The 14,074-nt window shown below is 72.2% G+C and carries 12 protein-coding genes; 7 read left to right on the plus strand and 5 right to left on the minus strand.

The window, feature by feature from the left end:
• Window positions 1–190: 190 nt before the first annotated feature.
• Both ACUKCB_RS17200 and ACUKCB_RS17205 read right to left on the minus strand, forming a co-directional pair.
• Window positions 191–1,408 (minus strand): NADP-dependent isocitrate dehydrogenase, encoded by a 1,218-nt coding sequence (locus tag ACUKCB_RS17200; RefSeq protein WP_473036620.1) that lies wholly within the window; start codon window positions 1,406–1,408, stop codon window positions 191–193.
• Window positions 1,409–1,591: 183 nt separating this feature from the next.
• Window positions 1,592–1,951 carry a DUF3017 domain-containing protein gene (locus ACUKCB_RS17205; protein ID WP_473036621.1) on the minus strand — a complete coding sequence of 120 codons (360 nt, stop codon included), beginning with the start codon at window positions 1,949–1,951 and terminating at the stop codon, window positions 1,592–1,594.
• A 528-nt stretch (window positions 1,952–2,479) separates the two neighbouring features.
• Here ACUKCB_RS17205 and ACUKCB_RS17210 point away from each other — a divergent pair.
• Entirely contained in the window at window positions 2,480–3,085 is a 606-nt protein-coding gene (locus ACUKCB_RS17210) for an FHA domain-containing protein (RefSeq protein ID WP_473036622.1), read from the plus strand.
• Window positions 3,086–3,167: 82 nt separating this feature from the next.
• Here the strand turns inward: ACUKCB_RS17210 and ACUKCB_RS17215 are convergent, their stop codons facing one another.
• The 3 genes from ACUKCB_RS17215 to purN are packed head-to-tail and all read right to left on the minus strand — an operon-like array spanning window position 3,168 to window position 6,227.
• Window positions 3,168–4,028 (minus strand): bifunctional methylenetetrahydrofolate dehydrogenase/methenyltetrahydrofolate cyclohydrolase, encoded by an 861-nt coding sequence (locus ACUKCB_RS17215; RefSeq protein ID WP_473036623.1) that lies wholly within the window; start codon window positions 4,026–4,028, stop codon window positions 3,168–3,170.
• Window positions 4,029–4,050: 22 nt separating this feature from the next.
• Window positions 4,051–5,619 carry a bifunctional phosphoribosylaminoimidazolecarboxamide formyltransferase/IMP cyclohydrolase gene (gene purH / locus ACUKCB_RS17220; RefSeq protein ID WP_473036624.1) on the minus strand — a complete coding sequence of 523 codons (1,569 nt, stop codon included), beginning with the start codon at window positions 5,617–5,619 and terminating at the stop codon, window positions 4,051–4,053.
• A complete protein-coding gene (gene purN / locus ACUKCB_RS17225) occupies window positions 5,616–6,227 on the minus strand; it encodes a phosphoribosylglycinamide formyltransferase (protein ID WP_473041048.1) in 612 nt (203 codons plus the stop codon). Before purN ends, purH begins: the two co-directional genes overlap by 4 nt.
• Window positions 6,228–6,549: 322 nt before the next feature.
• Here purN and ACUKCB_RS17230 point away from each other — a divergent pair, with 322 nt between their 5' ends.
• The 6 genes from ACUKCB_RS17230 to ACUKCB_RS17255 all read left to right on the plus strand — a co-directional run bounded on the left by ACUKCB_RS17230 (window position 6,550) and on the right by ACUKCB_RS17255 (window position 14,009).
• Window positions 6,550–6,942 (plus strand): DUF4190 domain-containing protein, encoded by a 393-nt coding sequence (locus ACUKCB_RS17230; RefSeq protein ID WP_473036625.1) that lies wholly within the window; start codon window positions 6,550–6,552, stop codon window positions 6,940–6,942.
• A gap of 230 nt (window positions 6,943–7,172) precedes the next feature.
• Complete coding sequence (locus tag ACUKCB_RS17235) at window positions 7,173–8,795, plus strand: chain length determinant family protein (RefSeq protein ID WP_473036626.1); 1,623 nt, start codon at window positions 7,173–7,175, stop codon at window positions 8,793–8,795.
• Window positions 8,792–10,204 (plus strand): ligase, encoded by a 1,413-nt coding sequence (locus tag ACUKCB_RS17240; RefSeq protein WP_473036627.1) that lies wholly within the window; start codon window positions 8,792–8,794, stop codon window positions 10,202–10,204. The genes ACUKCB_RS17235 and ACUKCB_RS17240 overlap by 4 nt, the downstream gene beginning before the upstream one ends.
• On the plus strand, window positions 10,201–11,424 hold the full coding sequence (locus ACUKCB_RS17245) for a phosphotransferase (RefSeq protein WP_473036628.1): 1,224 nt from the start codon (window positions 10,201–10,203) through the stop codon (window positions 11,422–11,424). Before ACUKCB_RS17240 ends, ACUKCB_RS17245 begins: the two co-directional genes overlap by 4 nt.
• Window positions 11,425–11,571: 147 nt before the next feature.
• Entirely contained in the window at window positions 11,572–12,447 is an 876-nt protein-coding gene (locus ACUKCB_RS17250) for a sulfotransferase family protein (RefSeq protein WP_473036629.1), read from the plus strand.
• Entirely contained in the window at window positions 12,417–14,009 is a 1,593-nt protein-coding gene (locus ACUKCB_RS17255; RefSeq protein ID WP_473036630.1) for a lipopolysaccharide biosynthesis protein, read from the plus strand. Before ACUKCB_RS17250 ends, ACUKCB_RS17255 begins: the two co-directional genes overlap by 31 nt.
• The last annotated feature ends 65 nt before the right edge of the window (window positions 14,010–14,074 follow it).

A 14,074-nucleotide genomic window follows, 5' to 3' on the forward strand; every position in this document is an offset into this window, starting at 1 on the left:
CACGGGAAACATGCCGGGGAACTTCCAACTCCACGGGACCCCGAACCCCCGTGAACACCGCTTTCCACGCTTTTCACCCCGGCACCGGGACCGATGGCACGACGACGCCCGGACGCCCCTCGTACGGGCGCCCGGGCGTGGTCAAGGTCTCATCGCGACCGCCGGCTCATGGCCGCCGCGAGCCGACCTCCTAGGCGAGGCGCTTGCTCAGGTTCTCGTCCAGGGCAGCGAGGAACTGCTCGGTGGTCAGCCACTCCTGGTCGGATCCGATCAGCAGGGCCAGGTCCTTCGTCATCTGGCCGCCCTCGACGGTCTTGATGACGACGTCCTCGAGGGTGTTCGCGAACTCGACCACCTTCGGGGTGTTGTCCAGCTTGCCCCGGTGCTCCAGACCGCGGGTCCACGCGAAGATGGAGGCGATCGGGTTGGTCGAGGTGGGCTTGCCCTGCTGGTGCTGGCGGTAGTGACGGGTCACGGTGCCGTGGGCGGCCTCGGCCTCCACGGTGCGGCCGTCAGCGGTGCGCAGGACCGAGGTCATCAGGCCGAGCGAGCCGTAGCCCTGGGCGACGGTGTCGGACTGGACGTCGCCGTCGTAGTTCTTGCACGCCCAGACGTAGCCGCCCTCCCACTTGAGCGCGGCGGCGACCATGTCGTCGATGAGGCGGTGCTCGTAGGTCAGGCCCGCGGCGGCGAACTTGTCCTTGAACTCGGTCTCGAAGATCTCCTCGAACACGTCCTTGAACATGCCGTCGTAGGCCTTGAGGATGGTGTTCTTGGTGGACATGTACACCGGGTAGTTGCGGTCCAGGCCGTAGTTCAGGCTGGCGCGCGCGAAGTCCTCGATGGACTTGCGGAAGTTGTACATGCCCATCGCGACACCGCCCGCCTCGGGGAAGTTCGCGACGTCGAACTCGACCGGCTGGCTGCCGTCGGCCGGGGTGTAGGTCATGGTGACCGTGCCGGGGCCGGGCACCTTGAAGTCGGTGGCCTTGTACTGGTCGCCGTGGGCGTGACGGCCGATGATGACCGGCTTGGTCCAGCCCGGCACCAGCCGCGGCACGTTCTCGCAGATGATGGGCTCGCGGAAGACGACACCGCCGAGGATGTTGCGGATGGTGCCGTTGGGCGACCGCCACATCTTCTTGAGGCCGAACTCCTCGACCCGGGCCTCGTCCGGCGTGATGGTGGCGCACTTGACGCCGACGCCGTGCTCCTTGATGGCGTTGGCCGCGTCGACGGTGATCTGGTCGTCGGTGCGGTCACGCTCCTCGATGCCGAGGTCGTAGTACTTCAGGTCGATGTCGAGGTACGGCAGGATCAGACGGTCCTTGATGAAGGACCAGATGATCCGGGTCATCTCGTCGCCGTCGAGCTCGACTACGGGGTTTTCGACCTTGATCTTGGCCATGGCTGTGTGGCTGTCCCTTCAGTCTTCGCTACCGCCTCGTGCGGCGGAGGGCCGGAACCGGTTCGTGGCCGGCTCCGGGTTCCGCGCGCGCGGCAATCCCCTGATCCCGCCCGGTATCCGTGCTTACCGGGGAGGCGGTGCTTGTCGGTGTCGCAGTATCTCGACATCAAGCTTATTCGACGCCTAGGCGGAGAGTTGCGGCGCCACCCAGGCCAACACGATCAGCAGGCCCGCGAGCGAGACCAGGGTGAGTAGATCGACCCACCTCCGACGCACCGCCAGCAGGCCGATCCAGTCCTTGGGCAGGAGCAACCTGAAGGTCGCCGCGAGCAGCAGCGCACCCGCGATGATCGCCGGGCCGCGTTTGAAGTGGGCCGCGGCCACGACCGCGATCCCCGCGGCCAGAGCCGACAGGACCAGGGCGTAGGGCACCTGGGAAAGCCAGTAGGGCACTTTCCTCCGGCCGCCCTCCACCGAGCCCGAACCCCCGTCCGGGGTGCGCCCGTCCGACTCCGCCACCTCAGCCTGCTCCGCGTCGTCCACCCAGTCCCGACCTGTTCGTTTCCGAATTGCTTGGCCGCCGCGCGGCTCGTTCTGCCGACCTCTCCCCGGGCATCTGGCACAGACCGGCCAACCCTCGAAAGGAGACTGTCCGAAACCGGACAGTCTCCAGTGTGGCTCACGTTCCTGGTGGCCCCGGTCGGGCCCGTGTGCGACGGACCCCGACACCCGGAAGAGGACCCGCCCATTGTAGTGAACGGCACCGCCGGAGCCCCAGGGCTCACGGAAACGGACTTGTCCCCCTTCGGGGATATCAGTGACCGTTTCCTACTCCCGGTTCGGCCACAGAGCCGTATTTCCGCGCCTTATCCGCCTAACTCCGGAGTAAGCGCGTAGAACGCGTACCAGCCGGGTAACCCAGAGTGGAGATGAGCGCACCGGTGAGCGAGGACCACCCCCATGAAGCCCACGCGACGTGTAGACCGAGCCGCCACCCCCCGACAGCCGCCCCTCCCCCACCGCCGACCCCACCCCCACCGACCGCGCCCCACCAGCACGGGAGGAGCCCCCGTGGACGGCCCCTATCTGCGGGTGGAGGAGTCCGGGGACATCCGCCCGCTCCCCGCCGAGGTGACCACGGTCGGCCGCGGTGAGGGCACCGACATCCGGCTGCACGACCCGAGCGTGTCCCAGCTCCACGCCGAACTCGTCCGCCGGGGGCCCTACGTCTACGTCGTCGACCTGGGCCTGTCCCGCAACGGCACCCGGGTCAACGGCCGCCCGATCGCCCGGCGCGTCCTGGCCGAGGGCGACGTCGTGAGCTTCGGCACCGCCCGCTGCCGGATCGGCGGCCTGCCCAACGAACAGCTCAGCCCCGACATCGAGCTCCGCAGGGGCGCCGCCCCCGAACTCACCCGGCGCGAACTGGACGTACTGACCGCCCTGTGCCGGCCCGCGCTCTCCGAGGAGGCCTTCGTCGCCCCCGCCACCGCCCGCGACATCGCCGAAGCACTGGTGGTCACCGAGGCCGCGGTCAAACAGCACCTGCTCCGGCTCTACCAGAAGTTCCGCATCCCGGAGGGACAGAACCGCCGCACCCGGCTGGCCAACGAGGTCGTGGCCCTGGGCCTGGTCCGCCCGATGCCGCTGGGTGACTCCTCCCGCCGGGCGAGCTGAGCGTCCGGCTCGGACGCGACGAGGGGGCGGCCCCGTGCGGGACCGCCCCCTCGGACAGGCGGCAGGAGCGCCGGGCAGCCGATCAGGCCGCCGAGCCGGCCTGCCGCTCAGCGGCCTCCACCACGTTGACCAGCAGCATGGCCCGAGTCATCGGGCCCACGCCGCCGGGGTTGGGGGACACGTGTCCGGCGACCTCGGGGACGTCGAGGGCGACGTCCCCGACCAGCCCGTCGTCGGTGCGCGTCACACCCACGTCCAGCACGGCCGCGCCCGGCTTGACCATGTCCTTGGTGATCAGCCCGGGGACACCCGCACCGGCGACGATGATGTCGGCCTTGCGCGTGTGCTCGGCCAGGTCACGGGTACCGGTGTGGCACAGGGTGACGGTGGCGTTCTCCGAGCGCCGGGTCAGCAGCAGGCCGAGGGGGCGCCCCACGGTCACGCCACGACCGACCACCACGACCTCCGCGCCCCGGATCGGCACCTCGTAGCGGTTGAGGAGCTCCACGATGCCGCGCGGGGTGCACGGCAGCGGGGCCTCCTCCATCAGGACGAGCTTGCCCAGGTTGACCGGCTGGAGGCCGTCGGCGTCCTTGGCCGGGTCGATCAGCCCCAGCACCCGGTTCTCGTCCAGCCCCCGGGGCAGCGGCAGCTGCACGATGTACCCGGTGCAGGCCGGGTCCTCGTTGAGTTCGTGCACCGCCTGCTCCACCTGCTCCTGGGTGGCGTCCGCGGGCAGGTCGCGGCGGATGCTGGCGATGCCGACCTGGGCGCAGTCGCGGTGCTTGCCACGCACGTAGGAGTGGCTGCCCGGGTCGTCGCCGACCAGGACGGTACCGAGGCCGGGGGCGAGGCCCTTGGCGTGCAGCTTGGCCACCCGCTCCGCCAGCTCCTCGCGAATGGCCTTCGCGGTGGCCTTTCCGTCCAGAACGATCGCGCTCATACGTTGCTCCTCGCTGACTGGGCTAGTGGAAGAAGTGGCGGGTGCCGGTGAGGTACATGGTGACCCCGGCGGCCTCCGCGGCGGCGATGACCTCGGCGTCACGGACCGAGCCGCCGGGCTGGACGACGGCGCGCACCCCGGCCTTGGTGAGGATCTCCAGACCGTCGGCGAACGGGAAGAAGGCGTCACTGGCGGCCACGGAGCCCCTGACCCGCTCACCGGCGCGGGAGACGGCGAGGCCGGCCGAGTCGACCCGGTTGACCTGGCCCATCCCGACACCGACCGTGGCGCCGTCGGAGGCGAGCAGGATCGCGTTGGACTTGACCGCGCGCACGGCCTTCCAGGCGAAGGCCAGGTCGGCGAGGAGGGCCTCGTCGGCCGCCTCCCCGGTGGCCAGCGTCCAGGTGGCGGGGTCGTCGCCCTCGGCGTCGACGACGTCGGTGTCCTGGACCAGCAGGCCGCCGCTGATCTGACGGGTCTCCACGCGCGGGCCCCGGGCCGGGTCGGCCACGGCCAGCAGGCGGATGTTCTTCTTCCCGGAGAGCTTCTCGACGGCCTCGGGGGTGAACCCGGGGGCGACGACGACCTCGGTGAAGATCTCGAAGATCTGCTCGGCCAGCTCGGCGCCGACCTCGCGGTTGGTGGCGATCACACCGCCGAACGCCGAGACCGGGTCGCTGGCGTGCGCCTTGCGGTGCGCCTCGACGTTGTCGGCGCCCACCGCGATGCCGCACGGGTTGGCGTGCTTGATGATGGCCACGCACGGCTCGTCGAAGTCGTGGGCGGCGCGCAGAGCGGCGTCGGCGTCGACGTAGTTGTTGTAGGACATGGCCTTGCCGTGCAGCTGCTCGGCACCGGCCAGGCCGGTACCGGCCGAACCCGCCTCGGTGTACAGCGCGGCCTTCTGGTGCGGGTTCTCGCCGTACCGCAGGGCGGCGGTGCGGGTGTGCGCGGAGGCGCGGAACGCGGGCCACCCGGTGGACTCGGCTTCGGCGTCGGGCGCGTACGCGCCGGCGAACCAGTCGGCCACCGCGGCGTCGTAGGCGGCGGTGTGCTGGAAGGCCAGGCCCGCCAGCCGCTTGCGCTGCTCCAGGGTGAAGCCGCCGTCCCGGACGGCCTCCAGGGTGGAGTCGTAGCCGGCGGGGTCGACCACGATCGCCACGCTGCCGTGGTTCTTGGCCGAGGCGCGCACCATCGCGGGGCCGCCGATGTCGATCTTCTCGATGCAGTCGGCCTCGGAGGCGCCGGAGGCGACGGTGTCGGAGAAGGGGTAGAGGTTGACCACGACCAGGTCGAAGGGGGCGATGCCCAGTTCGTCGATCTTGGCGACGTGGTCGGGGTTTCCCTGGTCGGCGAGGAGCCCGGCGTGCACGGCCGGGTGCAGGGTCTTGACCCGACCCTCCATGATCTCCGGGAAACCCGTGACGTCCTCGACGGGGGTGACGGGGACGCCGGCCGCGGTGAGGCGGGCGGCCGTGGAGCCGGTGGAGACGATCTCCACCCCGGCCTCGGCCAGGCCGACGCCCAGCGCCTCCAGGCCGGTCTTGTCGTACACGCTGATCAACGCACGCCTGATGGCCTGCTGGGTCACCTGGAACTCCTTGTGTCGGTGCGGCCGAACCGCACGTGCCTGCCGTCGATGGTCCAGCCCTCGCGGGCGAGGCGGCCGACCGTGTCGACCAGCATCCGCCGCTCCACGGTCTTGATCCGCTCGTGGAGGCCGGCCTCGTCGTCGCCGTCCTCGACGGGTACCGCGACCTGGTCGATGATCGGACCGGAGTCGACGCCCTCGTCGAGGAAGTGGATGGTGGTGCCGGTGACACGGACGCCGTGGGCGAGCGCGTCGCGTACGGCGTGCGCGCCGGGGAAGGAGGGCAGCAGCGCCGGGTGGATGTTGACCGCCTGGTGGCGGCCGACCACGGCGGGCCCGAGGATGCGCATGAAACCGGCGGAGACCACCAGGTCGGGCGTGTGTTCCGCGATCCGGTCGGACATGGCCGTGTCCCAGGCCGTCCGGTCGGCGTAGGAACGGAACGGTACGACGAACGTGGGTACACCGGCCTCCCGGGCCACCTCGACACCGCGTGTTCCCTCGCGGTCCGATCCCACGGCGACGATCTCGGCCCCGTATTCGGGGTCCTTCGCGGCTTCCATCAGGGCGGCCATGTTGCTGCCCGTCCCCGATATGAGAACCACCACTCGCGCGGACAAAGCGTGCTTCTCCCTCATGTGTAGAAGAACGGTGTGGGGACCCGGTCCCCACCCCGGGGGCGCCGGGGGACGGCGCAGCATCCGGGATTCGCGTACGCCTGGTACAGACGCCAGGCCTGGGCCTATCCGGCCCGTCCGCGTTCACACCCTATCGGGCCGGGTAGCGTCTACCTCACGCGGACCGGCCCTTCCCCGCCTCCCCGGAGGCGCCGGGGGCCGGGGCTCCGCGCCACCATCGCCACCCGCTCCGCGCAGGCGCGCGCGGACCACGGCGCCCCGCGGTACGGGGCGTCCCCGAAGGAGTGAACCTGTGACCGACAACAGCCCGGAGCCCCGTGCCGAAGGCCAGCCGCCCAAGGTCGAGCGAGGAGGCCTGTGGGGACTGTTCCTCGGCCTGGCGGGCCTGCTGCTCCCGCCCTACGGTGTGGTGCTGTCCGTGTTCGGTGTCGTCCAGGGGTTCCGGGCCCGCCGCGCCGCACGCGCGCACAGCTCCCAGGCGCCGGGCGCCCTGATGAGCGTGGCCCTGGGCGTGGTCGGGATCGTGATGTCCACGAGCATGCTGGCGGTCCTCTTCGTCTACCAGGAGGAGGTCACCGAATTCCGTGACTGCTCCGCCAGGGCCCACACGGTGTCGACCCAGAAGGAGTGCGAGAGCACCTGGGAGTCCGACACCGGCCTGCCGCCGGTGGTCGTGGGCGGCTAGAAGAGGTGGGAGGGCGGACCTCCCGGTGAGGGGGCGGTGGGCAAAAGTCCGCCGCCCCCTCGCGCGCGTCCCGGGGTCCGACCCCGGTCGCCGCACGTCACGACCGGTTTCCGGACAGCTTCCTCTGGGGAAAGGGCTGTTTCCCAAAGCAGCAGGCGCAACCAAAGGTATTACACTTAGTATGCAATCGTTTACTAAAAGTGCTGCCATGTCTGCGTGGAGAGGACCCGATGGACACCGACGTCCCCGGCTCATCCGGACCGGAACTGAAGGAGTACACCGCTCTGTTGAGGCGCCGCTGGCGTCTGGTGGGCGCTGGGGTGCTCGGCGGGCTGGTCCTCGCCACCGCCGGGGTGGTCGCTGTTCCGTCGACCTACACCTCGACCGCCGCCGTGCAGGTCCGCCCGACCGGAATGGCCGAGTTCACCGGGGAGCGGTCCGGCCGCCTGACCGGCGACGTCAACCTGGACAGCGAGGCCCAGGTCGTACTCTCCGACCAGGTCACCACCGTCATGGTCGACGCCCTGCCCGGGGACACCGCCCCCGCGGACCTGCGCGAGCGGATCGACGTGACCGTCCCCTCCAACAGCAACATCCTCGAACTCCACTACTCCGCCCCCTCACCCGATGCCGCGCGGGAAGGGGCCGACGCCCTCGCCGCCGCCTACCTCGAGCACCGGGGCGAACAGGCCCGGTCCCTCATCAGCAGCCGGCTGGACGCGCTGCGCGGCGAACAGGAAGGGCTCTACGAGAGACTGTCCGAGCTGACCGCGGAGAACGCCGGGGCGGTCGGCGCGGACCGGGTCAGCGCCGATGCCCAGGCCGAGGCGGTACGCCAGGAGATCAGCGACATCGGCAACGGCATCAGCCCGCTGAGCGCCCTCCACGAGACGGTCTCCCCCGGCCAGGTCATCACCCCGGCCGGCCTCCCCGAGGCCCCCACCTCCCCCGTGGCCCTGCTGTGGCTGGTCGCGGGCGCCGCCCTCGGGCTGGTCGCCGGGCTCCTCGCCGCCCTGGTCCGCGACCGCCTGGACCCGCGCGTGCACGACACCGAGGACACCGCCCGGATCGGATCCGTCCCCGTCCTGCTGGAGCTGTCCGGCTCCGGCCTGTCCACCGAGGCGGACCCGGACGGCCAGCGCGCCAACGGGTTCGCGCACCTGGTCCGTGCCCGCCTCGCCGACCACGCGACCGGCCGCGTCGTCCTGGTCACCGGGACCGCCCCGGGGCGCTCGGGCTCCACCGCCGCGGTGAACCTGGCGGCGGCCCTCGCCCGGACCGGCTCCGAGACCCTGTTGGTCTGCGCCGACCCGCGCACCGGCACCGTCGGCGAGCTGCTCGGGCCGGCCGAGGGCCCCGGCCTCGCCGAGATCCTGGTCGACGGTGAGGACCCTGCCGAGCTGGAGGTCCGCCCCGCCGCCGTTCCGCGCCTACGGGTGCTGCGCAACGGGCGCGCCGGGACGGCGGCGCCGGTCCAGAGCAGCGCCGCGGAACTGGTGGAGCTGCTGCGGGAACACGCCGAGTTCGTGGTGGTCGTCACCGCCGCGTTCGGTGAGAGCGCGGACGCCCAGGCTCTGGCCGCCTCCGCCGACCTGCTCCTGCCCGTGGTCGAGCTGGGACGGAGCCGCCGCACGGACCTGGTCGGCACGGTAACCGCCGGAGACCGGTTCGGCGTCACCGTCCCGGGCGCGATCACCGTCCCGCGCCAGCCGGGCCCGGGCCCCGTCCCGGCCGCGCCCGCCACTCCGTGCCCCGTTCCCCCGGCCCCGCGCAAACCCAGCGGTACCGGTACCGCCGCGGACGCTCCGGTCCCCGCCGACCACGGGGCCGCACCCGCCGGGTCCCGGCGTTGACCGGCCGTGGCACCGCCGTACCGGGCCCGTCCGCGCCCGGTGCGGTCCGGGACCCCCTACCGGGGCGCGAAGCCGCCCCGGTCACCGGGTGGCCGCTGGTGTGGCTGCTGGCCGGCTACCCGCTGTGGTGGGCGCTGGGCATGGGCCAGTTCGCGTACTGGCTGTTCGCCGTGCCGATGCTGGCCGAACTGGTGCGCCGCCACCGGACGGTGGGGCTGCGGGTCCCGCCGGGGTTCTGGCTGTGGGGGCTCTTCCTGGTGTGGACGGTCCTCGGTCTGGCGCTGATCCCGCTGGAGATGCCCGGGACGGTCCCGGACAGCGGCGGCTACCCCGGGGCCCTGCTGCGGGTGGTCAACTACCTCGTCCTGACCGTACTGCTGCTCTACGCGGGCAACCTGACCGAGCGCGAACTGCCGGTGCGGCTGGTCGTGTGGTCCCTGGCAGTGCTGTGCCTGACCACGATCGCCGGGGGCTACCTCGGGATGCTCGCGCCCCGGTTCGAGTTCACGGCCCCGCTGGAGTACCTGGTCCCGGGCTCGCTGGCCGCCGACCCCTACGTCCAGACACTGATCCACCCGGCCTCGGCGCAGATCATGGACGTCTTCGGCGGGGTCGAGACACCTCGGCCGAAGGCGCCCTGGGAGTACACCAACGTCTGGGGCTACATGCTGTCCCTGCTGTTGGTCTGGGTCGTGGTGGGTTGGGTCGCCGGGGACTCGGGGTGGTCCCGTCTGGGCGCCCTGGCCGCGATCGCGCTGGCAGTGGTCCCGGTCGTGTACTCCCTGAACCGTGCGCTCTGGGCCGGGTTGGCGCTGTCGCTGGCGTTCGGCGCCGCACAGGCGCTGCGCCGGGGGCGGGTCGTCCTGGTCGGGGCCGGGGCGGTCGCCGTGGTCGCGGTTCTGCTCGCCCTGGCCCTGTCGCCGCTGGCCGAGGTCGTACGGGCCCGTGCGGAGAACCCGCACAGCGACGACGGCCGGGCGGCGACCAACATCGCGTCCGTTGAGGCGGCGAACCTGTCCCCGGTGGTCGGCTGGGGCACCACCCGCGAGAGTCTGGGCAGCTCGGAATCGATCGCCGTGGGCCCCACTCCCGGCTGTCCGGGCTGCGGTCAACACGTCATCGGCAACGCCGGGCAGCTGTGGATGACCCTCATCGCCAGCGGCTGGGTGGGCGCCTTCCTGCTCTTCGCGTTCTTCGCGCGGGTGGCCTGGCGCTACCGGTCCGCCTCGACGACGGTCGGGCAGGGCGCCCTGCTCACCGTCCTGCTTCTGTTCTGGTACATGTTCTTCTACGTCGCGCTCATGTCCCCGCTCGCCGTCACCATGATCGCCGTCGCCCTGCTCTGGCGGTGCGAGGAACCGGCGCTCCGAAGTCGCGGGACCGCGCGCACCGGCGGAGGTGCCTGGTGAACAGCGAGACCACCTATCTGACCGACCTCGCGGCGGTGCTGTGGCCCTGCGGGGGCCTGCTCGGCCCGGACGACGGCACGGTGCGGCGGATGGCCCACCGGAACCGGGGCAACCAGTACCTTCCTGTACCCAACGCGCACAACCCGCGGGTGATCCTGCCGGCCCACAACCGCTCGGCGGCCGCCCGTGGCATCACCTCCTTCTCCCAGGGGCACTCCCTGCGGGAACGGTTGCGGACACTGCTCCTGACCAGCGCGTTCGCAACCGGGATCGCTCCACTGCTGCTGCGCGACCGGCTGTACGTGGGTGCGGGCCCGGGGATCGAGCACGCGCTCACCGCCGCCCTGGACCGCGATCTCGCCATCGCGATCCACGTGGGACCGCCGCGCGCCAACCGCAAACCGGTCCTGCTGCTGCTCACACCGGGCGGACGAACCATCGGTTACGCCAAGGTCGCCATCAACGACCTCACCTCCCGCCTGGTGCGGGCGGAGACCCGGGCCCTGCGACACCTCGCGGAGTCCAGGCTCCGGGACGTGACCGTGCCGCGCCTGCTCTACGACGGCGAGTGGAACGGCCACCCCCTGCTGGTCCAGGAGGCGCTGCCGGTCGGCGACCAGACCGACCGGCCCACCCGGCACCAACTGCTGCGCTGCGTCACCCAGATCGTGGGGCTGGCACGGGTGCGGGAGCGCAGACTCTCGGCGAGCCCCTACCGGCGGTCGCTGGACGAGCGCATCGCCAAACTCGGTGCCCGTCCCGAAGCCGCTCCCCTGCGTGCCGCGCTCCACCGCCTACCGGACGTGTCGCTGCCCTTCGGGGCCTGGCACGGCGATCTGACCAGGTGGAACATCGCCAGTACGGCGCGGAGGGCGTTCGTGTGGGACTGGGAGCGGCTCGCCATGGACGCGCCCGCCGGGTTCGACGCCCTGCACTACGACCTCAACGAGTCCGTCCAGGCCGGGGTGCACCCGGGCGTCCACCGCTGGTTGGACACCGGTTCCCGGCTGCTGCGCGATCCGCTGCTGGCGGAGAGCGGGCTGCGCCAGCACGCCGTCTCCACCGTGATGGCGCTGTACCTGATCGACCTCGCCACCCGTTACCTCCACGACCGCCAGTCGGAGAGCGGAAACGACCTCGCCGCCGTTGACGACTGGCTGCTGCCCGCGCTGGAGGGTCTCCAGGACAGAGCCGCGCACGAGGCGGCCCACGCCGTGTGAGCTCCCGCCCGCAGGCGGGAGCGCCGCAGCGGCCGGCACAACCGTACGCACAGCGCCGACGATCCGAGCGGCGCGTCCCAAGCACCGACACCCACAGCGCCGACCCCGCCCCGGGGAACGCCGGCGCCCACACCGAAGGAGCTCGCGATGCCCCGGGCCACCTCTGCTCTGAACCGCCTCGCCGCCCCGGCCAGGCGCGCCCTGCTGCCGATCGCCGACGGCCTGGGCGGTGTGACCAGCACCGCCCGGGCCCTGCCCGACTTCCTCATCTGCGGGGCCCAGCGTTCGGGCACCACCTCGCTGTTCAAGGCCCTGTCCCAGCACCCGGCGGCCACCGGCCCCGTCCTGCGCAAGGGGGTCCACTACTTCGACACCGGCCACCACAACGGGCCGGCCTGGTACCGCTCGCACTTCCCCCTGCGCGCCACCCTGCGGGCCCGCCGGGGACGGCCCCGTGTCAGGGCGTTCGAGTCCAGCCCGTACTACCTCTTCCACCCCCTGGCCGCCGAACGGATCGCCCGTGAACTGCCCGAGGTGCGGGTCGTGGTGATCCTGCGCGACCCGGTCGAGCGCGCCTACTCCGCGCACGCCCACGAGAGCGCGCGCGGGTTCGAGACGGAGCCGTTCGCCCGGGCGGTCGAACTGGAGGACAAGCGGCTGGCTGGAGCCGAGGAACGGCTGGTGGCGGACCCCGGCCACCACTCGCACTCCCACCAGCACCACGGATACGTGGCCCGGGGTCGCTACGTCGACCAGCTGGTCAGGATGGAACGGCACCTGGGCCGCGAGCGCATGCACGTGGTGGACTACGCCGACCTGTTCGACGGCACCCCCCGGGCCCTGGGCGGGATCGTCCGGTTCCTCGGCCTACCGCCGGGGCCGGAGACCGCTCCGGGCCGCCACAACGCACGTAAACGCGCGGTCATGCCCGACTCCCTGCGCGCCGAGCTCACCGAGCGGTTCGCCGACAGCGACGCCCGTCTCGCCGACTGGTGGGGGCGCACCCCCTCGTGGCGCGCGTGACCTCGACGCGAGCCCCCTCCCCGGCGGGCCCCGGCGGCCTCCGCGACCGCGGCCTCGGACGCGTCCTGCGCGGCGGGGCCGTCAACATGGCGGGTGCCGTGGTGGGCGCCGCCCTCAACCTCGCGCTGATCGTGGCGATCACCCGGGCGTTCTCTCAGGAGACGGCGGGGCTGCTGTTCTCGGCCACGTCGGTGTTCCTCATCATGGCCGCGGTGGCCAACGCGGGCGCCCCGGACGGGCTGGTGTACTTCATCGCCCGGCTGCGGGTGTTCGGCCGTCCCGGCGGCGTCCCGGCGCTGCTGCGGCTGGCGCTGGGCCCCGCGGTCCTGGCGGCCTGCCTGGTCTCCGTGCTGCTGGTGGTCCTCGCCCGGCCGCTGGCGGACGCCCTGGGGCCGGATGAGGCCGCCGTCTACCTGCGGCTGCTCGCGCTCTTCCTGCCGTTCGCGGTGCTCACCGACTCCGTGCTGGCGGCGACCCGTGCCCACCACGACATGTCGGTCACGGTCCTGGTGGACAAGGTGGGCCGCCCGCTGGCGCAGCTGGGCCTGGTCGGGATGATCGCTCTCTCCGGTTCCGCCGGGCTCCTCGCCCTGGCCTGGGCCGGACCGTACCTGCCCGCGGCGGTGCTGGCCTGGTTCTGGCTCGGCCGGATCGTACGCGGGGCCGAGGCCGCGCCCCCGCCCGGGGAGACCTCCACCGCCGGTGACGCCTCCCCGGCGGTGGAGGAGCGGAGCGGGCCGAAGGACCGTCAGGACCGGGTCACCCCGGCGGAGTTCTGGTCCTTCGCGCTGCCCCGGGCCCTGGGTGGGATCGCCCAGGCCGGGGTCCAACGGGGTGGTGTGGTCATGGTGGCGCTGCTGCACGGACTGACCGGCGCGGCGGTGTTCACCGCGGCCACCCGGATCATGGTCGTCGGTCAGTTCTGCACCCAGGCGGTGCTGTACGCGGCCCAGCCCCGGTTCGCGGAACTGCTGGCAGCCGGGGAGCACGGGTCGGTACGCGCGCTGTACCAGGCGGGGACCTCCTGGCTGGTCTGCCTCAACTGGCCGCTGTACCTGTCGGCGCTGATGTTCGCGCCCGAGGTGATGCGGCTGTTCGGCACCGGGTACTCCGCGGGGGCGACGGCGCTGGTCGTGGTGTGCACGGGCCAGCTGGTCGCCTCGGTGCTGGGGATGGGCGACCTCGTCCTGACGATGACCGGGCGGACCGGGTTGAACCTGCTCAACAACGTGATGTCGCTCCTGGCCAGCATCGTGGCCGGTGTCCTGCTGGTGCCCTCGTACGGGGCCGTGGGCGCGGCGGCGGCTCTGGTGGCCGCCGTGCTGGTCCGCAAACTCCTGCCGTTGTGGCAGCTGAGGTCCCTCGTGGTGCTGCACCCGTTCAGCCGACCGGTGCTGGTGGCGACCGGTAGCGCCCTGCTGTGGTTCGGAGCCCTGCCGGCACTGCTGGAGGCGGTGGTCGGCCCGGGTGCGCCGACGCCGGCCGCGGGGGTACTCGCGGGGGCGGCCGGCCACCTGTGCACGGTCTGGCTCGCGCGCGGGCACCTGGAACCACGGAGGTGACCCGGGTCTTCGCTCTCCTGTGCACCCCGCGCCCACAATCGAACACTCACAGCGATGGACTGATC

The organism is Nocardiopsis moroccensis (assembly GCF_055763695.1).